The 21,549-nt window shown below is 67.2% G+C and carries 19 protein-coding genes and 1 pseudogene; 8 read left to right on the forward strand and 12 right to left on the reverse strand.

Annotated elements, in window-relative coordinates; all coding sequences use genetic code 11:
- Positions 1-146: 146 nt before the first annotated feature.
- Positions 147-3,572 (forward strand): SIS domain-containing protein, encoded by a 3,426-nt coding sequence (locus PW843_19315; protein MDE1148729.1) that lies wholly within the window; start codon positions 147-149, stop codon positions 3,570-3,572.
- Between the two features lie 102 nt (positions 3,573-3,674).
- Positions 3,675-4,385 carry an SDR family NAD(P)-dependent oxidoreductase gene (locus PW843_19320; protein MDE1148730.1) on the forward strand — a complete coding sequence of 237 codons (711 nt, stop codon included), beginning with the start codon at positions 3,675-3,677 and terminating at the stop codon, positions 4,383-4,385.
- Between the two features lie 148 nt (positions 4,386-4,533).
- Here PW843_19320 and phhA read toward each other — a convergent pair whose 3' ends face one another.
- Both phhA and PW843_19330 read right to left on the reverse strand, forming a co-directional pair.
- Positions 4,534-5,388, reverse strand: coding sequence for a phenylalanine 4-monooxygenase (phhA, locus tag PW843_19325; protein MDE1148731.1), 855 nt, complete (start codon positions 5,386-5,388; stop codon positions 4,534-4,536).
- A gap of 332 nt (positions 5,389-5,720) precedes the next feature.
- Entirely contained in the window at positions 5,721-6,212 is a 492-nt protein-coding gene (locus tag PW843_19330; protein MDE1148732.1) for an Lrp/AsnC family transcriptional regulator, read from the reverse strand.
- Between the two features lie 136 nt (positions 6,213-6,348).
- Here PW843_19330 and hppD point away from each other — a divergent pair, with 136 nt between their 5' ends.
- The 3 genes from hppD to mazF all read left to right on the forward strand — a co-directional run bounded on the left by hppD (position 6,349) and on the right by mazF (position 8,185).
- A complete protein-coding gene (gene hppD / locus PW843_19335) occupies positions 6,349-7,476 on the forward strand; it encodes a 4-hydroxyphenylpyruvate dioxygenase (protein ID MDE1148733.1) in 1,128 nt (375 codons plus the stop codon).
- Positions 7,477-7,609: 133 nt separating this feature from the next.
- Entirely contained in the window at positions 7,610-7,852 is a 243-nt protein-coding gene (locus tag PW843_19340) for an AbrB/MazE/SpoVT family DNA-binding domain-containing protein (protein MDE1148734.1), read from the forward strand.
- Entirely contained in the window at positions 7,853-8,185 is a 333-nt protein-coding gene (gene mazF, locus PW843_19345; protein MDE1148735.1) for an endoribonuclease MazF, read from the forward strand.
- 122 nt (positions 8,186-8,307) lie between these two features.
- On the opposite strand, the gene PW843_19350 is transcribed toward mazF, so the two are convergent.
- The 5 genes from PW843_19350 to PW843_19370 all read right to left on the reverse strand — a co-directional run bounded on the left by PW843_19350 (position 8,308) and on the right by PW843_19370 (position 10,970).
- Positions 8,308-8,607, reverse strand: coding sequence for a HigA family addiction module antitoxin (locus tag PW843_19350; protein ID MDE1148736.1), 300 nt, complete (start codon positions 8,605-8,607; stop codon positions 8,308-8,310).
- Positions 8,608-8,645: 38 nt separating this feature from the next.
- A complete protein-coding gene (locus PW843_19355) occupies positions 8,646-8,957 on the reverse strand; it encodes a type II toxin-antitoxin system RelE/ParE family toxin (GenBank protein ID MDE1148737.1) in 312 nt (103 codons plus the stop codon).
- A gap of 58 nt (positions 8,958-9,015) precedes the next feature.
- Positions 9,016-9,858, reverse strand: coding sequence for a carbon-nitrogen hydrolase family protein (locus tag PW843_19360; GenBank protein MDE1148738.1), 843 nt, complete (start codon positions 9,856-9,858; stop codon positions 9,016-9,018).
- 5 nt (positions 9,859-9,863) lie between these two features.
- A complete protein-coding gene (gene grxC / locus PW843_19365) occupies positions 9,864-10,136 on the reverse strand; it encodes a glutaredoxin 3 (GenBank protein ID MDE1148739.1) in 273 nt (90 codons plus the stop codon).
- Between the two features lie 129 nt (positions 10,137-10,265).
- Entirely contained in the window at positions 10,266-10,970 is a 705-nt protein-coding gene (locus PW843_19370; GenBank protein MDE1148740.1) for a ComF family protein, read from the reverse strand.
- A gap of 183 nt (positions 10,971-11,153) precedes the next feature.
- Here PW843_19370 and PW843_19375 point away from each other — a divergent pair, with 183 nt between their 5' ends.
- Positions 11,154-12,077, forward strand: a complete 924-nt coding sequence (locus tag PW843_19375) for a methyltransferase domain-containing protein (protein MDE1148741.1) — start codon at positions 11,154-11,156, stop codon at positions 12,075-12,077.
- 55 nt (positions 12,078-12,132) lie between these two features.
- Here the strand turns inward: PW843_19375 and PW843_19380 are convergent, their stop codons facing one another.
- The 4 genes from PW843_19380 to PW843_19395 form a co-directional block, all read right to left on the reverse strand.
- Complete coding sequence (locus PW843_19380; protein ID MDE1148742.1) at positions 12,133-14,031, reverse strand: amidohydrolase; 1,899 nt, start codon at positions 14,029-14,031, stop codon at positions 12,133-12,135.
- 126 nt (positions 14,032-14,157) lie between these two features.
- Positions 14,158-14,610 carry a (deoxy)nucleoside triphosphate pyrophosphohydrolase gene (locus tag PW843_19385; protein MDE1148743.1) on the reverse strand — a complete coding sequence of 151 codons (453 nt, stop codon included), beginning with the start codon at positions 14,608-14,610 and terminating at the stop codon, positions 14,158-14,160.
- Between the two features lie 162 nt (positions 14,611-14,772).
- The gene (gene argJ, locus PW843_19390; GenBank protein ID MDE1148744.1) at positions 14,773-16,005 is read right to left on the reverse strand and encodes a bifunctional glutamate N-acetyltransferase/amino-acid acetyltransferase ArgJ; all 1,233 of its coding nucleotides are present in this window, start codon (positions 16,003-16,005) and stop codon (positions 14,773-14,775) included.
- Positions 16,006-16,289: 284 nt separating this feature from the next.
- Positions 16,290-17,243, reverse strand: coding sequence for a peptidylprolyl isomerase (locus PW843_19395; protein MDE1148745.1), 954 nt, complete (start codon positions 17,241-17,243; stop codon positions 16,290-16,292).
- 487 nt (positions 17,244-17,730) lie between these two features.
- Between PW843_19395 and secA the strand changes: the two are divergent.
- Together secA and PW843_19405 are read left to right on the forward strand one after the other, a co-directional pair.
- Positions 17,731-20,491 (forward strand): annotated as a pseudogene (secA, locus tag PW843_19400) (preprotein translocase subunit SecA).
- 39 nt (positions 20,492-20,530) lie between these two features.
- The gene (locus PW843_19405; GenBank protein MDE1148746.1) at positions 20,531-20,791 is read left to right on the forward strand and encodes a hypothetical protein; all 261 of its coding nucleotides are present in this window, start codon (positions 20,531-20,533) and stop codon (positions 20,789-20,791) included.
- Between the two features lie 206 nt (positions 20,792-20,997).
- Here PW843_19405 and greB read toward each other — a convergent pair whose 3' ends face one another.
- Entirely contained in the window at positions 20,998-21,534 is a 537-nt protein-coding gene (gene greB / locus PW843_19410; protein MDE1148747.1) for a transcription elongation factor GreB, read from the reverse strand.
- Between the last annotated feature and the right edge of the window lie 15 nt (positions 21,535-21,549).

Here is a 21,549-nt window from a genome sequence, read left to right on the forward strand (position 1 = left end):
TTCAGATCAGACGGCGGCCACCATAGCGGGGCCGCCATACCCGCGCCAAGCATGGTACAGAACCCCAGTGTAACGTGACGTTTTCGTCCTTCCACCCCGGGCCCGGCCTGGACTATCACTGCCATCGGTTAGTGTTGAGGTGAGACATGTGCGGCATTGCGGGTTTCCTGGGTAATCGCAACTGGACCCGGACGGCGGATCTGTCCTGGCTGAAGGCCGTGGCCGACGGGCTGGCCGCGGCACCGCCCAGCGACCCCACCGCCATCGATGCGGCGCTGGACGGCCTGGTGGCGCGCTTCACCGACCTCATGTCTTTCCCCACCCACATGGCGGTGGTGGCGGAGCCGCAGGGGCCCGCGGCATTGCTGACCACCGTGGCCGACCGCATCGACGCGCTGGAGGCGGCCCTGCGCAGCGGTGCCGCCGCCCGCGACGCGGCGGTGGAACGCACGGCCGAGCGCCTGCGCGACTATGCCTGGCAGCTGCGGACGGAGGTGCTGGGCAACATCGGCCGCACCCTAGCGCTGCTGCCCGAGGGTGCCAAGGCCCCCCGGCCGCAGCAGGCCGTGGCCTGGGCCGCCGAGCAGGTGCTGGAGAACCTGGACCGGCTGGAGGTGCGCGGCCGCGACAGCGCCGGCATCGCCCTGCAGATCACCATAGCCCACCGCTTCACCCTGGACGACCTGCCGGCGGCCCTGCGCGCGCAAGCCGCCGAGCGCCTGGCCGTGGGCGACCGGCATGAGGGGCTGGCCCTGCACGTCCTGGCCGACGGCCGCACCACCGTGCGCTTCACCTACAAGGTGGCGACCCTGATCGGCCGCCTGGGCGACAACGGCGCCTTCCTGCGCGGCCGCATGCGGGCCGACGGGGTGCTGTGGGCCGTGGCGGCGCACGCGGCGGGCTTCAGCGCCATCGCCCATACCCGCTGGGCCTCGCACGGGGCCATCAGCCTGCCCAACTGCCACCCCATGAACGCGCGCCTGGCGAACGAGGCCGCGGCGGGTCCCAATGCCACCAGCTTGGCACCCGACGCTGACATCATGGTGGCGCTGAACGGCGACATCGACAATTACCGGGCGCTGACCGAAAGCGCCATCGCGGGCACCGGCCACACCCTGCCGGCGGAGGTGACCACCGACACCAAGGTCATCCCCGTGCTGTTCCGCCTGGAGGGCGAGGGCGGCGGCAACGCCGGCCGTTTCCTGACCACCATGCGCCGCCTGGAAGGGTCCATGGCCGTCATCCTGCAGCACCCGGCCGATCCGGAGCGGCTGCAGATCGGCCAGAAGGGCAGCGGGCAGAGCCTGTTCGTGGCCGAGGTGGCCGATGGCCTGATCGTGGCGTCGGAGAATTACGGCCTGGCGCCCCGATCCCGGCGGTCCGTCCCCCTGGCGCAGGTGGAGCGCGGCGGCCTGGCCGTCACCCTGTCGGTGGCCGAGGGCGAGCCGGCCCTGGCCGCGCGCATGATCGACGACGGCACCACCGCCCCGCTGAAGGCCGATCCGATCGAGATCTTCTCCCGCGACATCTTCCGCGGCCGCCACGACCATTTCTTCGAGAAAGAGGTGCACGAGGCGCCATCCAGCGTGCGCAAGACCCTGGCCGGCCGCTATCGCCGCCAGGACCGCCGCGTCAGTTTCGACCTGGTGGCCAGCGGCGGCGACACCGGCCCCTGGGCGGGCCTGCGCGCCCGCCTGGTCGACACCACCAAGCCGCCCGTCCGCCGCATCCTGGTGACGGGCCAGGGTACGGCCGCCATCGCCGCCATGGGTATCGAGCACCTGATCCGCCTGGCGCTGGACCGGTCGTCCGTCACCGTCACCAGCGCCAAGGCGTCGGAACTGTCCACCAACCTGGACGGCAAGGTGCTGGACGACACCCTGGTCATCGCCATCAGCCAGAGCGGTACCACCACCGACACCAACCGCACGGTGGACCTGGCGCGGGCGGCCGGCGCCTGGATCCACGCCATCGTCAACCGCCGCAACAGCCCCCTGGTGCGCAAGTCGGACAGCCACCTGTTCACCAGCGACGGCCGCGACATCGAGATGGCGGTGGCCTCCACCAAGGCGTTCTACAGCCAGGTGGCGGCGGGCAAGCTGACGGCGCTCTGCCTGGCCGACGCCCTGGGCACCCTGCCCCCCCAGCAGATCCATGACGAGATGGTGGCGCTGGAATCCCTGCCCCAGCGCATCCAGGAGGTGCTGGACGACGAAGGCGCGATCGCCGCCTGCGCCAAGGCCTACGCCCCGCGCAACCGCTATTGGGCGGTGGTGGGCAACGGCGCCAACAAGGTGGCGGCGGAAGAGATCCGCATCAAGCTGTCGGAGCTTTGCTACAAGTCCATCCCGGTGGATTACACCGAGGACAAGAAGCACATCGACCTGTCGACCGAGCCCTTGACCCTGGTGGTGGCCAACGACCTGCCGCCGCTGCTGGCGCAGGACACCGCCAAGGAAGTGGCCATCTTCAAGGCCCACAACGGCAAGCCCATCGTCTTCGCCGCCAAGGGCGAGACCTGCTTCGCCCCCTATGCCGAGGCGGTGGTGCACCTGCCCTCGGCCGGCGCCGGCCTGGACTTCATCATGGCGACGGTGGCGGGCCACCTCTGGGGCTTCCACGCGGCCCTGGCCATCGACGCCGAATCCCGCCCCTTCCGGGAAGTGGCGGCCACGCTGGACCAGGCGCTGGCCGACCCCAACCGGCCGGTGACGCCGGTGGCCACCAGCCTGGCGGCCATCATCGACCGCATCGCCGACGGCCAGCTGGACGCGGCATTGCCCGCCTCCTACACCGCGCGCCTGGCCAAGCTGACCTCCGCCCTGCCCATGCTGGACACGCCGGGCGGCAAGCAGGAGCGCACGGCCATCATCAACCGCGGCCTGGACCTGCTGCGCCTGGTGTTCGAGGAGACGTCGCGCCCCATCGACACCATCCGCCACCAGGCCAAGACCGTCACCGTGGGCATCAGCCGCCCGGGTCGCGAGATCAGCCCCCTGCTGCTGGCCGCATTGGCCGATCTGGGGGCCGCCCCGTCCGACCTGGCGGAACCGGAACGCCAGCTGCTGATCGCCCTGTCCACCCTGGTGATCGGGGTGGAGGGCGGCGTGCGCTACCGCCTGGCGGGCGACGGCGCGGACGGCACGCCCCTGCTGCTGGCCGCCGAGCGCAGCGGCCGGTCCAAGGGGGCGGCCTCGCGCCATGACAGCCCGGCGGCGGCCACCGGCGGCAAGCGCCGCGCCCTGCGCCTGGGCCGGGGCATGCTGTCGGCCGGCGCCAGCGGCGATGAGACGTCGGTGTTGCTGCCCCTGATGCGGGAGCCGAACTGGGCGCCGGATGGCCTGCTGCTGCTGCACCTGGCCCTGGTCAGCCAGGCGTCGCTGCAACAGAAGGCCGCCATCCTGAAGGACCTGCGCCTGTACGAGGATCTGTTCGACGCCTACCATGAGACGGAGCAGGGCGCCGAGGCGGGCAACCAGAACGGGGACGGTGGTTTCGCCGCCTTCCTGGAAAAGCTGACGCCGCGCGACCTGGTGCTGTCCACCGCGGCGCAACTGGTGCGGGGAAGCTGACCACCCTGGGTGCCCGCTTGGTCGCAGACCCTGGTCTGGGGGCCCAAACATTTGGCGGGCATGCTATCCTCGCCATCGGCACATGAGGAAGGCGGACGGCAAGTGACGGGACAACGGCAGACGGAACGCCTGGCGGGCAAGACGGCGGTGGTGACGGGTGCCGCGGACGGCCTGGGCCGCGCCATCGCGGTGGCGCTGGCGCGCGAAGGTGCCGACATGGTGCTGCACCATCTGCTGCCCGACGAGGCCGCCGCCGCGACGGAAACCGCGCGCCAGGTCCAGTCCCTGGGCCGCACCGGCGTGGTGGTGCAGGCCGACATCACCCGATCCTCCGGCGCCTACACCCTGGCGGCGGCGGCGGTGGCGGCCTTCGATCACATCGACATCCTGGTGAACAACGCCGGCTTCCGCCTGATGCTGCCGTTCGACGAGATGACGCAGGAACTGTTCGACGCCACCATGGCGGCCAACATGGGCAGCACCTTCCTGATGGTGCGCCACCTGCTGCCCCTGATGCAGAAGCGGGGCTATGGCCGCATCGTCACCACGGTGGACACCGCCGCCATGGAAGGGGCGCGCGGCATGACGGCCTATGGCGCCGCCGCGTCCGCCCTGCTGGGTTTCACCCGCAGCCTGGTGCATGAACTGGGCGACAACGACATCGCCGCCAACTGCGTCAGCCCCGCCCAGGTGCCGGCGCACGGGATCACGGGCGGTGAGGAGGATTGGGAAAACGTCACGCCGGCCTACGTCTTCCTGGCCAGCGACGACGGCTACGCCATGGTCGGCCAATGCCTGCGGCCTAGTCCGTAACGTTTGCCCTCAGGCGCCGGGCGGGCCCATCCGGGCCCTTGGCTGATCCTCGATTTCCAGTCCGCTTCGCTCCCCGGAAATCTCCGGCGGATGCGGTCGCGTCCTACAGCGGCATGAGTATCTCATGCCGCTGGTGCGCCCCAACCAGTTACTCAAAAACCCTATCGCCGGGCTGCGCCTGGTCGGCCGGCAGGTCGGGCAGGGTCGCCAGCTTGGCATAGAGGGGGCCGAAGTCCTGGGCCGTGGCCTGGAACAGCTGGTCGAAGCTGTCCAGCACGAAGTAGGTCTGCTGGTAGTCGTCGATGCGGTAGCGGGTGCGCATCACCCGTTCCAGGTCGAAACCGACGCGCAAGGGTTCGGGGCTGTCGATGCAATACTGCGTCTCCCCGCGTGACGACAGCATGCCGGCGCCATAGGCGCGCAGGCCCGACGCCGTGTTGATCAGGCCGAATTCCACCATGTACCAGTACAGCCGCGCCAGGCGTTCCAGGTCGCCGGCATCCTTGGCCTCGGCCCCCTTGGCGCCGTAGGCCTGGAGGTAGTTGGCGAATACCGGATGCATCAGCAGCGGCACATGGCCGAAGAAGTCATGGAACACGTCCGGTTCCACCAGGTAGTCCATCTCATCCGCGCGGCGGATCCAGTTGGTGACGGGAAAGCGCCGGGCGGCCAGGTGCCCGAAGAACACGTCGTTGGGCAGCAGGCCCGGCACCGCCACCAGGGTCCAGCCGGTGGCCCGGGACAGGACATCGCTGGCGCGGTCGAAACGCGGGATGCCGTCGCCGGCGTCCAGGCGGGCCAGGCTGTCCATGAACTCCGGCGCGGCATAGCGCGGCAGCAAGGCGGATTGCTGGCCGTACAGCACCCGCCAGCGGGCGTGCTCCTCCGCCGTCAGGTTTTCCCAGTTCTGGGGCACGGTGTAGTCCGCCGCCATGGCGCTGTAATCGCCCCGCAGGGGGGTATCGGACTTGCCGGTGGTGTTGACGGGTACGGCGCTGTTCATGGGCCCGGTTCTCCCTGATTTTAGGGGCCGGGAACACCGGCCTTATCCGGGAACCATTTTATCGCCGAACTGGCACCATTTTCTTGCGATCATGCCCCACAGCGCCCAGCCGCTGACAACTTCATGCCGTAGCGGATCTCGATCCAGCAATCTTATGCCGCCTGAAATATTCACATGCGTGACCTTTGATCGTGACCGATCAAAGGTCCCCTCAATCGCCGGGCGCTGGCATCCGCCAGCTTGGCTATCCTCGTTCCGCCCTGCGGTGCTCACTCCGGGGCCAGCCGTCGCCGGCCTCCAGCGGCACGAGACTAAGTCTCGCGCTGCTGGTTTCAGTCGCGCGCCAGGTCGGCGGCGGACGGCAGCGGCACGGCGGTGGAGTGCTTGACCACGTCCAGCACGAAGCTGGAGCGCACGTCCTTCACCCCCGGAATCTGCAGCAGCCTTTTCATCGACACCTCGGCGAAGGCCTCCAGGTCCGTCACCACCACCTGCACCAGGTAATCCATGGTGCCGGTCATGACGAAGCAGGACACCACCTCGGGTATCTGGCTGACCAGGCGGCGGAACACGGCGTCGCCTTCCGCGTTCTGGTCGATCTTGACCTCGACGAAGGCGACCACGCCCAGGCCCAGGCGGCGGCGGTCCAGGATGGCGGCGTAGCCCTGGATGTAGCCCTGGTCCTCCAGATCCTTCACCCGGCGCAGACAGGGGGACGGCGACAGGCCCACCGCCTCCGCCAGATCCACATTGGAAAGGCGCCCGTTGCGCTGCAGCGTATCCAGGATGCGCAGATCTGCCGCATCCAGCGACGATTTACCCATTGTGATGCCGCCTTAATAAATTCCTGAGCACAACATTGCTCAATCTTGGCCAAACGCGGCAGACTTCGCAAGGAAATGCCGGGTCGCCGGGCGTATCATGAGGCAAATGACGCTTCTAACAGGGAGAGCGACCCGCATGTCCACCCCCAATGATACCCCCGCCACCCCGGTCGCCGAGGCTGTCGCCGGCGGCGCGCTGTGGGACAACCCGCTGGGCACCGATGGTTTCGAGTTCGTGGAATACACGGCCGAGGACACCGAGGCCCTGGGCCGCCTGTTCGAGGGCATGGGCTTCACCAAGGTGGCCCGCCACCGCTCCAAGAACGTCGTGCTCTACCGCCAGAACGACATCAACTTCATCGTCAACGGTGAGAAGGACAGCCTGGCCCAGCGCTTCGCCACCGCCCACGGCCCCAGCGCCTGCGCCATGGCCTTCCGCGTGCAGGACGCCGCCCAGGCCCTGAAGCACGCCGTGGAACAGGGTGCGGTCGAGGTGAAGGGCACCAATGGCCCGATGGAACTGAACATCCCGGCCATCGAGGGCATCGGCGGCAGCCTGCTGTACCTGGTGGACCGCTACAACAGCCCCAACATCTACGACATCGACTTCGTGCCCATCGAGGGCGTGGACCAGCGCCCGGCCGGCGCCGGCCTGACGGTGATCGACCACCTGACCCATAACGTCCGCAAGGGCAACATGGATCCGATTTCTGATTTCTACGGCCGCATCTTCAACTTCCGCCAGATCCGCTACTTCGACATCACGGGCGAATACACCGGGCTGACCAGCCGGGCGCTGACCGCCCCGTGCGGCAAGATCCGCATCCCGATCAACGAGTCGAAGTCGGACGCCGGTTCCGACAAGCTGGACCAGATCCAGGAATTCATCGAGGCCTACAAGGGCGAAGGCATCCAGCATATCGCCCTGCTGACCGACGACATCATCGCCACCTGGGACAAGCTGAAGGCCGGCGGCGTGAAGTTCATGAGCCCGCCGCCCGACACCTATTACGAGATGCTGGAAGAGCGCCTGCCCGGCCATGGCCAGCCGGTGGATGAGTTGAAGAAGCGCGGCATCCTGCTGGACGGCAAGGACAACCGCTACCTGCTGCAGATCTTCACCGAGACCGCCATCGGCCCGATCTTCTTCGAGATCATCCAGCGCAAGGGCGACGAAGGCTTCGGCGAAGGCAACTTCCGCGCCCTGTTCGTCAGCATGGAACGCGACCAGATCCGCCGCGGCGTGCTGAAGGTCGCCGAGTAAGTTTTGCCGTCGGCGTAAAGACCAAGGGCGGCATCCTCGCGGGTGCCGCCCTTTTTTCTGGCCGTATCGACAATGTTGACACGCCCCACCATGGGGATAACGTATCGTAGTCGATATGGCAGGAGGCGATCCCGTGCGTGTGACCGTGAAGAAATGGGGCAACAGCGCGTCCGTCCGCATCCCGGTGGCGATCATGGAGGCGGTGGGCCTGGAGATCGACGCCACGGTCGATATCCGCGAAGACGGCAACCGCATCGTGATCGAGCCCGTCGCCAAGGACACGGATGACCTGGCCGACCTGGTTGCCGGCATCACCCCGGAAAACCTTCATGCCGAGGCCGACTTCGGCCCAGCGACCGGCAATGAGGCCCTGTGAATGAGCTACGTCCCGGACGCCGGGGACGTGGTGTGGCTGCAATTCAACCCGCAGGCGGGGCACGAACAGGCCGGCCACCGCCCGGCCGTGGTGCTGAGCCCGGCAAGCTATAACAGGCGAACGGGCCTGATGCTGTGTTGCCCGATGACGACGCAGATCAAAGGCTATCCCTTCGAGGTCGTGCTCGGCCCGGACAGGACCCAAGCCGTGTTGGCCGACCAGGTCAAAAGCCTGGATTGGCAGGTCCGGCAGGCGCAGTTCAAAGGAAAGATCGGCGCGGCGGAACTGTCCGAAATCCGCCGGAAGGCGACCGCCCTGATCGGCAAGCCGTGATCACGCGCAGGCAACTTCCATGCCCTGTTTATCAGGGGCGCCGGGCACGAGTCTGTTCCGGCAGAAAAACGCAGGGCGACATCCGCGACGGGTGCCGCCCTTTTTGTTTTGTCCGGTTCGCATCAGGCCGAAAGCTGAAGCTCCTGGATCGGTACGTCCTTTAGTGCCGCCCGGGCGTCATGTATCGACACCGCATTCTGCAGGTTCATCCAGAATTCGGGGGTCGTATTAAGCGCGACGGAGAACCGCACCGCGGTCTCTGGCGTTATGTTCGCACTCTCATTCACGATGTTGCTGACATGCTTCCGGGTCAGCCCCGTCGCTTCAGCCAATTTCGTGATGCTAATTCCCCTGGGCTCCAGATAGTGGGCCTGGAGAATACGCCCCGGCGCGGTCGGACGACGCTCGCGTCTAGCCATCATGGCGCTTCGCCTTACGCATGGTCACTGCCCTGGGTGGGTCAGTGATAGTCCTCAAAATCGACGTCGAAGACCTCTGGCGGCTTCCACTTGAACGTAATGCAGTAATTGCCATTCACATGCATGCTGTAGGTTCCCCGCCTATCGCCTGACAGTTCATGGAAATCCTTCACGCCAGTGAAATCCTTCAGGTCGGTCGCGGCATCGAGGTGATCTAAAATCAGAATGGCGGCGCTGTGGTAACGGGGCCCGATCTTGGCCGTTCTGCCTGTGTCGAACAGCTCTTGCAGGCCTTTGCTCTTGAAGCCCGTGATCACAGCGGCACCCAGCGATTTCGCATCACCGGAAGTCACTGTAACCCATTTGGTGACGAAACCACAATGGTTACATCACACAGTCCGTCCGGTCAGCTTAAGGCCCCTCGAACGCCCGGTCGTGATCCAGGCTGGGCACCATGCCGCGCGCCTCATCCACCTTGGACAGGTCCAGGTCGGCGACCAGGACGCCCGGCGCCTCGCCGCCGGCGTCGGCCACCACCTCGCCCCAGGGGCTGATGATCAGGGCGTGGCCATAGGTGGCGCGGCCGCCGTCGTGGACGCCCACCTGCGCCGGGGCCAGGACCCAGCAGCCGGTCTCGATGGCGCGGGCGCGCAGCAGGACGTGCCAGTGGGCGCGGCCCGTGGGCACGGTGAAGGCCGAGGGCACGGTGATGATGCGGGTGCCCGCCTTGGCCAGGGCGCGGAACAGGTGGGGGAAACGCAGATCGTAACAGACGGTCAGGCCCAGGCCGCCCCAGGGCGTGTCCACCACGCGCGCGGTGTCACCGGGGCGGAAGGTGGCGCTTTCGCGGTACCGCTCCCCATTCGGCAGTTCCACATCGAACATGTGGAGCTTGTCGTAATGGGCCAGCACCTGGCCCGCCGGGTCGATGACGAAGCAGCGGTTGGCGGCGCGGCCGTCCTCCGTCAGGCAGGCCAGGGTGCCGGTCATCAGCCACAGGCCGGTGTCGGCCGCCAGTTCGCGGAAACGGGTGAGCGCCGGGTGCGCTTCCTCGGCATAGGCGCCGGCCAGCACGCGGTCGCGGCCCTGGACCATGCGGGCCACGTTTTCCGGCAGGGTCGCCAGTTGCGCGCCCTGGTCCCGGGCCTGGCGCAGCAGGTCGGCCGCCGCGTCCAGGTTGGCCGCGATCTCCGGCCCGGCGGTCATTTGCAGGACCGCCGCGCGCACCGTGCCGGTGAAGGCTTCCCCCGCCATGGCCGTCAGGCCGCGCCGGCGGACAGGCCCAGCTTGGCATCCAGCCGGCCGGCGCGGTCCAAGGCGTGGATGTCGTCGCAACCGCCCAGGCCTTCATCATCCACGAAGATCTGCGGCACGGTGGTGCGGCCGTCGGCGCGCTGGATCATCTCCGGCTTGCGGCCGGGGTTGGCGATGACGTCGATCTCCTCATACGCCACACCTTTGGCATCCAGCAGCCGCTTGGCGCGGTGGCAGTAGGGGCAATAGGGGCTGCTGTAGATTTCAACGCGGGGCATGGACCCGAACTCCCTGGAAGACATTTGGACGACCATAACCGGTCGGGAAGGACATGGTTCAGATATTGGCGCAATCGGCCGCGCGCGCCAAGGTTGGGTGCGCAACCCAGCCCCGAATTTAGAGTGCCTCTAAATCGGTTCGGCCCGCAGCACCCGGGCCACGGTCAGCACATCCACCCGTGCCGCACCGGCGCGCAGCAGGACGCGGGCGCATTCCGCCACCGTGGATCCGGTGGTGTAGACATCGTCCACCAGCACCACCCGGCGATCCCGCACCACCCGCCCCGGCCTCAACGCGAAGGCGCCGGCCACGTTGCGGGCCCGTCCCTCACGCGACAGCGTGCCCTGGGTCGGCGTGCGGCGGCGGCGCACCAGCAGGTCGGGCACGGCCCTGACCCCCGCCAGGCGGCCCAGACGCAAGGCCAGCAGGGCCGCCTGGTTGTAGCGGCGGGCGAACAGGCGCCAGCGGTGCAGCGGCACCGGCACGATCACGTCGGCATCGGCCAGCATGTCGGCCCCCGCCCGCGCCATCCACCCGGCCAGCAGGCCCGTGGCCTCCGTCCTGTCCCCATGCTTGAAACCCAGGATCAGGGGGCGGCTGGCGTCGTCATACAACAGCGCGGCGCGCAAGCTGGCGAACACCGGCGGGGCCGCCACGCAGATGGCGCACAGGGCGTCCGGCCCCATGTCGTGGGGGAACGGGCGCCCGCAACAGGCGCATTGGGGGGCGGCGATGAAACTGAGTCCGCGCCAGCAGGTGCCGCACAGCGCGCCGGCGCTGCCGGCCGTGCCGCCACAGCCCAGGCAACGTGGCGGCAGCACCAGGTCCAGCATCTGGCCCAGCACGTGACCGCCGGCGCCCCGCGCCGCTGTCGCCCACCGTGTCACCGGACCGGATCGGGTTTCACCGTCCATGCGTGTACATCCCCACCGAGGTGCGCGTCATGATAACCCAGCGGGGCCGTGCTTTCGGAAAATTCCTGTTGCCACCGGCACGGAACGTTCTATACCGGCCCGATGAGCGACGCCGACAGCATGACCGTCTTCGACCGACGCCGTGTGCGGGCCCATCGGGACCGCGCCGCGGCCGGCTGGGACGGTTTCGATTTCCTGAAGCGGGAAGTGGTCACCCGGCTGGTGGACCGGCTGGGCGACATCAAGCGCGACTTCCGCGTGGCCCTGGATTTGGGCTGCCACGGCGGTGAGGTGGCACAGGCCCTGGCGGCCATCCCCAGCATCGCCCATGTGGTGGCGACCGACCTGTCCCCGCGCTTCGCGGCGGAGGCGGCAAAACGCACCCCCGGCCTGCCCACCGTGGCAGCGGATGAGGAATTCCTGCCCTTCGCGGAAGGCAGCTTCGACCTGGTGGTCAGCGCCCTCAGCCTGCATTGGGTGAACGACCTGCCCGGCGCCCTGATCCAGATCCGCCGGGCGCTGAAGCCCGACGGCCTGTTCCTGGGCGCCATCCTGGGCGGTGAGACGCTGTTCGAACTGCGCCGCAGCCTGATGGAGGCGGAGATGGCGCTGCTGGGCGGCCTGTCGCCCCGCGTCAGCCCCATGGCGGAGGTGCGCGACGCCGGCGCCCTGCTGCAACGCGCCGGTTTCGCCCTGCCGGTGGTGGACAGCGACATGCTGACCGTCAGCTATCCCCACGCCTTCCGCCTGATCCAGGACCTGCGCGGCATGGGCGAGACCAACGCCGTGCGCGACGCCCGCCGCGCCATGAGCCCCAGCGCCCTGTTCACCAACGCGGCCGAACGCTACCAGTACCTGTACCCCGACGGCGAACAGGGTGTCGCCGCCAGTTTCCAGGTGCTGTACATGGCCGGCTGGGCGCCCGACGCCAGCCAGCAGCAGCCCCTGCGCCGGGGCAGCGCCCAGTTGCGCCTGGCCGATGCCCTGGGCACGCAAGAGATCAACCCGCTGCGCGACAGGAATTGATCTGGCATGCACCGACAGCGGCTTGAGGTAGAGCCTCAAGCCGCTGTCGTCGTGCCTATTGGGGCGATACCTGGAACACCCGGGCGCCGTTGACCCAGGTCTCCAGGACCTTGATCTCCGCGATGCGTTTCTCCTCATGGGTGCAAGGGTCGCTGTCCAGGATCACCAGGTCCGCCAGCTTCCCCGCCTCCAGCGAACCGACATACTGGTCGGCATGGCACTGCCAGGCGGCATCGATGGTCTGCGCCTTCAGGGCAGCTTCCACGGTGATGCATTCCGTCTCGTTCAGCACCATACCGTCGTGGTCCATGATGCGGGTGACCGCCGTCTGGATCCGGCGCAGCGGCTCCAACGGGCTGACGGTGTAGTCGCTGTGCAGCGAGAAGCGCAGGCCCGCTTCCTCCACCGATTTGCAGCGGTCCAGCAGATTGGCGCGAGCGTCACCCAGCAGTTCCTTGAGCACCCAGCCCCATTCCGCCACATGCTGGATGAGGAAGGACGGCACCACCTGCAACTCCACCATCCGCGTGATCTGGTCGTTATTCAGGATGGAGCAGTGCTCCACCCGGTTGCGGCGGACATCGTTGCCGGGATGCTTGTCGTTCGATGCCTGATAAGCCGTCAGGATGTTGTCGATCGCCGCGTCGCCGTTGGCGTGGGTGATGACCTGCCAGCCCAGGCCGTTGGCGGTGGCGACCAGGTCGGACAGGGCGCTGGCGGGCAGGTTCTCGTTGCCCCGCGTGTCCAGGCCCAGATAGTCCCGCTCCGTCCACGCGATGGCCTTCTGGGTGTAAGGCTGGCGCTGCAAGCCGGTGACGCCCTGGTTGGATCCATCGGCGAACAGCTTGATGGCCTGCTGCAGGAACATGGGGTCGCTGACATCGGGCTCGGCCCACTGCACCTCATGCGCGCCCTTATCGCCCAACTGGTACTGGTTGACATAGAGCGCGCTGGCGAAGCGGGGACGGGCCGTGAAGATAGACACCGTTTCGATGGCGATCTTTTCCTGGGCGGCGCTGCCCAGGGCGATGCCCAGCGCCGCCTCGTTCACCATGGTGTTGCCGTTGGTCACCGCCGTGTACAGGATCTCCGCCAGGTTCAGGCCCAGCGTCTTCGCATCCTCCGGAAAACCCGTGTGGTTGGCGGACAGGGCCGCCAGGACGTATTTCTGGGCCGGGTATTCGATGAAGATGCCGGAGGTGAGGCCGGTATCCACATCGCCATCGAAGAAGGTGGCGATCTTGCCGCCCTTCAGCAGGGGCGGATTGGTTGCAGGAATGCCGGCCATCTTCAGGACCCGGCGGTTGGCATAGGTGGTGTGGCCCGATCCCGACGCGATGTAGATCGGGTTCTGCTTGTCCGGATCGTCGGTTCCGAACAACTCATCCAGGTCGTTGATCGTGATGTTGCGCCAGCCGTCCGACAGGCGGGATGAATCGAAACCGGTGGCGACGATCCAGTCGTCCAGCGACGGGGCCGACTGGATGGCCTGGCGCAACTTATCCGTGACCGATTTGAAGGTGTAGTCCTCCCCCGGCACGGGCCCCAAGCCCAGGCCCGGCGCCAGCAGGGCGCTGGCCACCACGTGCATGTGGGGGTCGACGAAGCCCGGCAGCAAGGTCCGGCCAGCCAGGTCAATCTCCTGCGCACCGGGCGCCAGGACACGCATCGCCTCCAGGGTGCCGACGCCCAGGATTTCCTTGCCCTTGATCACCAGGGCATCGACCGTGGGCAGATCGTTGCGCATGGTCCGGATGGTGCCGTTGTGGAACAGCCGGGCCGGCGCGCCGGGCGGCTCCGGCGCCGGGGCCGTTCGCAGCACGGGGTAATCCTGCTGGATCGGCGTCAGGGCATCTATCAGGTCTTGGCGGAGGTCGTCGGACGATTTGTTGGCGATGGAGGCCATCGCGACCTGGACGACATCGAAACGGGAACACGCGCAATTGGGCAGCATCCTAAACCTCTTTGGGATTTGTTATGGATGGATTGCCCTTATGAGTAACACTGCGGCTGGGTTTTAAATTCTTAAAGTTTTATATTATTCAGTCACATATGCTACGAGTTGTGATTTTCACCACGCCTACAGCAGGTCGCGCAGCATGGCCACCAGCGGCACGTCGGCCGGGGGCATGGGATAGTCGGCCAGGCGTTCCGGCCGCGCCCAGGCCAGTACCTGGCCCTCCAGCGGCTGGGGCGTGCCCTGCCAGACGCGGCAGACGTAGAGCGGCATCAGCAGGTGGAAGGTCTCATAGCGGTGGCTGGCGAAGGTGAAGGGCGCCAGGCAGCTGGACCGGGTGTCGATGCCCAGTTCCTCCCGCAGTTCCCGCACCAACGCCACCTCCGGCGTCTCACCCGGATCGACCTTGCCGCCGGGGAACTCCCACAATCCCGCCAGCGACTTGCCCGGCGGCCGCTGGGCCAGCAACACCCGCCCGTCGGCATCCACCAGCGCCACGGCGGCGACCAGCAGGGTGGGCACGGGCGCCACCGGCTCCGCCTTGCCGTCCCAGCAGGGGGTCATCTCATCCGCCATGGTATGCCCTTTCCAAACTGAAATCCGCGGCATGAGGCTTTCCTCATGCCGCCGTAGGATGCGACCGCATCCGCCGGAAGTTTCCGGGGAGCGTAGCGGACTGGAAACTGAGGACAAGGCAAGCGGGCGGATGCCCGCGCCCGCCGCCTGAGGGAACCTCAATTAACTTCTATAACTGCCGTTAATATCGATATAGCCGTGGGTCAGGTCGCAGGTCCAGACCGTGGCCTTGCCCCGGCCCAGCCCCAGGTCGACCTGGATATCGATCTCCTGCCCCTTCATGTGGGCGGCCACCGGCGCCTCGTCATAGCCCGGGACCTCCATCCCGTTGGCGCAGATCTGCACGCCGCCGATGCTGATCACCAGCCGGTCGCGGTCGGCCTTCTCACCGGCGCGGCCCACGGCGGCGACGATGCGGCCCCAGTTGGCGTCCTCGCCCGCCACCGCCGTCTTCACCAGGGGGGAATTGGCGACGGTCAGGGCGATGCGCTTGGCGGCCTTGGCGCTGACCGCCCCTGTCACCGTCAGGGTGACGAACTTGGTCGCCCCCTCGCCGTCGCGCACGATCTGCTGGGCCAGGTCCAGGCAGACGGCGTCCAGCGCCTTGGCGAAGGGGCGCAGGCGCGCGTCATTGATGTCGGTGATGGGGGCGTTGCCGGCCTGGCCGGTGGCCACCAGGATCACCGTGTCGCTGGTGGAGGTGTCGCCGTCCACCGTCACGCAGTTGAAGCTGAGGTCGGTGGCGCGCGACAGCAGCTTCTGCAGCACCGGGGCCGCGATGGCCGCGTCGGTGAACAGGAAGCCCAGCATGGTCGCCATGTCGGGTGCGATCATGCCGCTGCCCTTGGCGAAGCCGTTCAGGGTCACCGTCTTGCCGTCGATCTTGCAGCTGGCGACCGCCCCCTTGGGGAAGGTGTCGGTGGTCATGATGGCACGGGCGGCGGCGTCCCAGGCGCCGGCGTCCAGCCGGCCCCAGGCCTCACCCAGGTGCTGGGCGATCTTGTCGGCCGGCAGGGGCTGGCCGATGACGCCGGTGGAGGCGACGAACACCTCTTCCGGCTTGCAGCCCACCAGTTCGGCGGCCCTGGCCACCGTCTGGGAGACCAGCGATTCGCCGGCCGCACCGGTGAAGGCGTTGGAGTTGCCGGAGTTCACCACCAGGGCGCGGGCGCTGCCGCCCGTCAGGCCGCGGCGGCACCAGTGCACGGGCGCGCTGGCCGTCAGGGAGCGGGTTAGCACGCCGGCCACCGTGGTGCCGGGCGCCAGTTCGGCCACCATCAGGTCGTCCCGGCCCTTGTAGCGGATGCCGCAGTTGTAGGCGGCCAGGCGGACGCCGGCCACGGGGGACAGGGTGGGGAAACCGGCGGGCGCCAGGGGGGAGACCTTGAGGGCCATGGGGATCGCTCCGGAAAAGGCGGCAAAACGCGCCGAAAATAGGCTGAAAATAGTGACAAATTAGAGCGGAACGCGATCAGGTGGAATCACCTGATCGTGTAAATCCGCTCTATCATGAACAGCTTAAGAGCAAGATGCGATCACGCGTGATCGCATCTTGCTCTTAATCGAAAAGGGCCGCCCTCAGGCCATGAAAAAGGGCGCGAAGCCCGCGCCCTTTTCACCAGAAATCCACGCCGGCCGGCCCTCACGAGTGAGGGGCCGGCCGGCGCGCTTGATCGACCTTACTGCTTGGCCGGCGCCGCGGGGGCGGCGGCGGGGGCCGGCGGGGTCAGGGAGATGGCCTGCTTGCCGGTGATGTCGAAGGCCTCGACCTTGGCACCCTTGCGCAGGTCGGCGACGACCTGGGCGGCCAGATCCTGGGCCTCGGCCTGGGCGACCTGTTCCTTCACCTGCTCGAACGGCGGGGCCTGGCGCTTGCGGCGGTCCTCAACCTTGATCACGTGCCAGCCGAAGTCGGTCTTCACCGGGGTCTTGCTGACCTCGCCGGGCTTCATGGCGAAGGCGGCGTCGGCGAACGGGGCCACCATCTCGCTCTTCGAGAAGTAGCCGAGATCACCGGCCTGGGCGGCGGAGTTCTTGTCGATCTGCTGCTCGGAAGCCAGCTTGGCGAAATCGGCGCCGCCTTGGATCTGCTTGATCAGCGCGTCGGCCTCTTCCTTGGTCTTGACCAGGATGTGACGGGCGCGGACTTCGTCCTCGACCGGCAGGGCCTTGACCATCTCGTCATACTTCTTCTTCAGCAGGGCGTCGTTCATGCGCGCGTCGACCTGCTTGCGCACGTAGGCCTGCTCCACGAAACGCTCCTCGGCGCGCTTCAGGTCGGCCTTCACTTCCTTGCTGTCCTGCAGCTTGTCCTTGTAACCGGCGTCGGTCAGCAGCTTGGCGGTGATCAGGCTGTCCAGCACGCGCGGGTAGGCGTCGGACAGGTGGACCTGCTGCTGCGTCTGGGCGGGCAGCTGCTGGTAGGCCTGCAGCACTTCCGAGCGATGGATTTCCTTGCCGTTGACCTTGGCGACCACGGGGTCGTCCACAGCCTGGGCGGGCGCACCGGCGGCAGGGGCCGCGGCCTTGGGGGCGTCGGCGGCCACGGCCACACCGGCCAGGGAACCAAAAGCCGCGGTCAGCAGCGCGGCACGCAACATCTTCACATACATGGAGCTGAATTCCTCGAACATGGGCTGCATCAAGAACGGCGCGACGGGTAGGGACCAGGGACGGCCACGCCGTAGCACTGCCGGGCCCTTCTTCGGCTGTCGCGCCATAAAACACGGGGGCGGTCCCCATCGCAAGGCGAGAGAGAGGGCCGGACGCACGGTTGGGTGCACCGGTAACGTGTCCAGTTGACGCACCGGCCGTGCCCACGACCGGCCGGCCACGGGCATCAAAGCGGTTGGAAAGCAAGCGGATCATGATATGGTCCCAGCCCGCGCGTGTGGGGGACTTTTTTTGAGCGGCGGGTGGGACCGGGGCGCGAACGGCGCCGGAAACGGCGGGGCTTCATTGACCGCCGGGCCAGGACACCTTATCTCAGGAACGCGCGTGAGGGCCCGCCCAAGCGGGCCCCTTCCGATCGGCCCCCTCCGCTCGGGAAAAGGCGGCCGGGGCGACCCGACCGCCAGCCCCAACGGTCGTATTGTCATTTTCGTTTCCTTCGAGGTTTTCATGCTCGGTTCCATCGCCCGCAAACTGTTCGGCAGCGCAAACGAGCGCGTTGTCAAAAGCTTGCGGAAGGACGTCGATGCCATCAACGCGCTGGAACCGAAGCTGGTCTCGCTGTCCGACGACGAGCTGAAGATGCGCACCGACTGGCTGCGCGACCGGTTGGCCAAGGGCGAAAGCCTGGACGACATCCTGCCCGACGCCTTCGCCACCGTGCGTGAGGCGGCCAAGCGCACCCTGGGCCAGCGCCACTTCGACGTGCAGCTGATGGGCGGCATGGTCCTGCACCGCGGCCGCATCGCCGAGATGCGCACCGGCGAAGGCAAGACCCTGGTCGCCACCCTGGCCGTCTACCTGAACGCGCTGGAGGGCAAGGGCGTCCACGTCATCACCGTGAACGACTACCTGGCCCGTCGCGACAGCGCCACCATGGCCCGCGTCTACGGCTTCCTGGGCCTGACCACCGACTGTATCGTCCACGGCCTGGACGATGACGAGCGCCGCCGCGCCTACGCCGCCGACATCACCTACGGCACCAACAACGAATTCGGCTTCGACTACCTGCGCGACAACATGAAGTTCCGCCTGGACGACATGGTCCAGCGGCCCTTCAACTTCGCCGTGGTGGACGAGGTCGATAGCGTGCTGGTCGACGAGGCCCGCACCCCCCTGATCATCTCCGGCCCGTCCACCGACGGTTCCGAACTCTACGCCGCCGTCGACACGGTCATCCTGCGCCTGGATGAGAGCGACTATGAGAAGGATGAGAAGGCCAAGTCCGTCATACCTGACGGAAGACGGCACGGAGAAGGTCTCCCAGATCCTGATGGAGATGGATCTGCTGAAGCAGGGCGACCTGTACGACATCCATAACATCACCCTGGTCCACCATGTGAACCAGGCCTTGCGCGCCCACCAGCTGTTCACCCGCGACGTGGACTACATCGTCAAGGACGACAAGGTCGTCATCATCGATGAGTTCACCGGCCGCATGATGGACGGTCGCCGCTATTCCGAAGGCCTGCACCAGGCCCTGGAGGCGAAGGAGCATGTGACCATCCAGCGTGAGAACCAGACGTTGGCGTCCATCACCTTCCAGAACTATTTCCGCCTGTACCCCAAGCTGGCCGGCATGACCGGCACCGCCCTGACGGAAGCCGCGGAATTCGCGGAGATCTATAACCTGGACGTGGTCGACATCCCGACCAACGTGCCGGTGTGCCGCATCGACTATGATGACGAGGTCTATCGCACGGCGCGCGAGAAGTACGACGCCATCGTCAAGCTGGTGCAGGAGTGCCGCGAGCGGCAGCAGCCGGTCCTGGTCGGCACCATCTCCATCGAGAAGTCGGAACTGCTGTCCGACCTGCTGAAGAAGCAGGGCATCCCGCACAACGTGCTGAACGCCCGCTATCACGAGCAGGAAGCCTACATCGTGGCGCAGGCCGGCCGCCCCGGCGGCGTCACCATCGCCACCAACATGGCCGGCCGCGGCACCGACATCAAGTTGGGCGGCAACATCGAGATGCGCATCGAGTATGAGCTGACCGAGGTGACCGACCCGGCCGAGCGCGAACAGCGCATCCGCCAGATCGAGGCCGAGGTGGCGGCCGCCAAGGACGTGGCGCTGGCCGGCGGCGGCCTGTACGTCGTGGGCACGGAACGGCACGAAAGCCGCCGCATCGACAACCAGCTGCGCGGCCGGTCCGGCCGCCAGGGGGACCCCGGCGCCTCCAAGTTCTTCCTGTCGCTGGAAGACGACCTCATGCGCATCTTCGGGTCGCAGCGCATGGACACCATGCTGCAGCGCCTGGGCCTGCAGGAGGGTGAGGCCATCATCCACAGCTGGATCAACAAGGCGCTGGAAAAGGCCCAGAGCCGGGTCGAGGCCCACAACTTCGAGATCCGCAAGAACCTGCTGAAGTACGACAACGTCATGAACGACCAGCGCAAGGTCGTCTATGAACAGCGTCGCGAGATCATGGCCGTCGACGAGATCAAGGAAACCGTCGAGGACATGCGCCAGGACACCATCAACACCCTGGTGGCCAAGGCCGTGCCCGCCAACGCCTATGCCGAGCAGTGGAACATGCCGGCGCTGCAGGAGGATGTGCAGCGCGTCCTGAACCTGGACCTGCCCATCGTGGAATGGGGCAAGGAAGAGGGCATCGCCGAGGTCGAGATCGAGCAGCGGCTGATGGCCGCCGCGACCGAGGCCTACGCCGCCAAGGAGGCCAGCTACGGCCCCGAGATCATGCGCTCCATCGAGCGCAGCCTGCTGCTGCAGCTGCTGGACCAGTCGTGGAAGGATCACCTGCTGTCGCTGGACCACCTGCGCCAGGGCATCAACCTGCGTGCCTATGGCCAGCGTGATCCGCTGAACGAATACAAGCGCGAAGCCTTCAACCTGTTCGAGGAGTTGCTGGACAGCCTGCGTGAGCAGGTGACCCAGGTGCTGATGCGCGTCCAGCTGCAGATGTCCGAGCCGCAGCCGGAATTCGCCCCGGTTTTTCCGGCCGGTGACGGCGTGCAACTGATGAGCGAAGGCCGTGGCGAGGCACCGGCCCTGCCGCCGGCCGACGAGCCCCTGCCCCCCGGCATGGCCCGCGCCAGCAGCGGCCTGAGTTATGGTGCGGTGTCCCTGCCGCAGTCCACCAAGGTGGGCGGCCAGGATCCGGAGACGTGGATGAACACGCCGCGCAATTCCCTCTGCCCCTGCGGCAGCGGCCAGAAGTACAAGCACTGCCACGGCCGGGCCCCTTAAGGGTCCGGTCAGCCTGCACGCCGGCCCGCGGGGAGCGCCATGCCGAACACCGAAGACATGTTGACGGACGATGAGTCCAACCGTGCGGCCCCGCCGGTCAACGAGGACATCATCGACCGCCTGCGCCGCCGTGCCGAACGCGCGCGCGACCGCTATCCCGACCATGCCGGCGACCCCGGCACCCTGGTCGGCGGCCTGATCGAGGATTACGAGGCCGCCGCCCTGGAGATCGAACGCCTGCGCGCCGCCCTCAAGGACATCGCGCGGCGTTCCCTGGCCGGCATGCGGCCGGAGATGTAGGGCTCAACGGCCTGAGGAAAACAAAAAAGGCGGCCCCGTTTTGGGTGCCGCCTTTTTTGTTTTCCTCAGGCGCCGGCGGGCCATCCGGCCCTTGGCTGTCCTCGGTTTCCAGTCCGCCTGCGGCTCCCCGAAAACCTCCGGCGGCCCCAGTCGGGGCCTACTCGCTGCGCTCGGCTTTCTTTTTCCTCAAGCGCAATCGGGCGACCTCAGTCCGGATACCGTATCTCCAGGATTTCCACCTCTTCCGGGCCCTTGGGCGTGCGCACGATGACGACGTCACCCACCTTCGCCTTCATCAGGGCGCGCGCCACCGGCGATACCCAGCTGATGCGGTTGCGGTCCATGTCGACCTCGTCCCGGCCGACGATGGTGACGGTCATGCGCCGGTCGTCCTCATCGGCATAAGTGACGGTGGCGCCGAAGAAGACCTGGGAGCGGTTCTTCTGCAACTGCGGGTCCACCACCTCGGCACTTTCCACCCGCTTGGTCAGGAAGCGGATGCGGCGATCGATCTCACGCAGGCGTTTCTTGCCGTACAGGTAATCGCCGTTTTCCGACCGGTCGCCGTTGCCGGCGGCCCAGGACACCACCTCCACCACCTTGGGCCGTTCCACCCGCAGCAGGTGCTGGCGCTCGTCCCGCATGCGGGCGAAGCCTTCCGGCGTCATATAATTCTTGGCGCCCGCCGGCAGGGGCGGCAGGTCGTCCTCATCATCGTCGTCAAGATCGGGTTTGGTGTTCATCGGCGACAGGCATAC

The organism is Azospirillaceae bacterium (assembly GCA_028283825.1).
GTDB lineage: Bacteria > Pseudomonadota > Alphaproteobacteria > Azospirillales > Azospirillaceae > Nitrospirillum.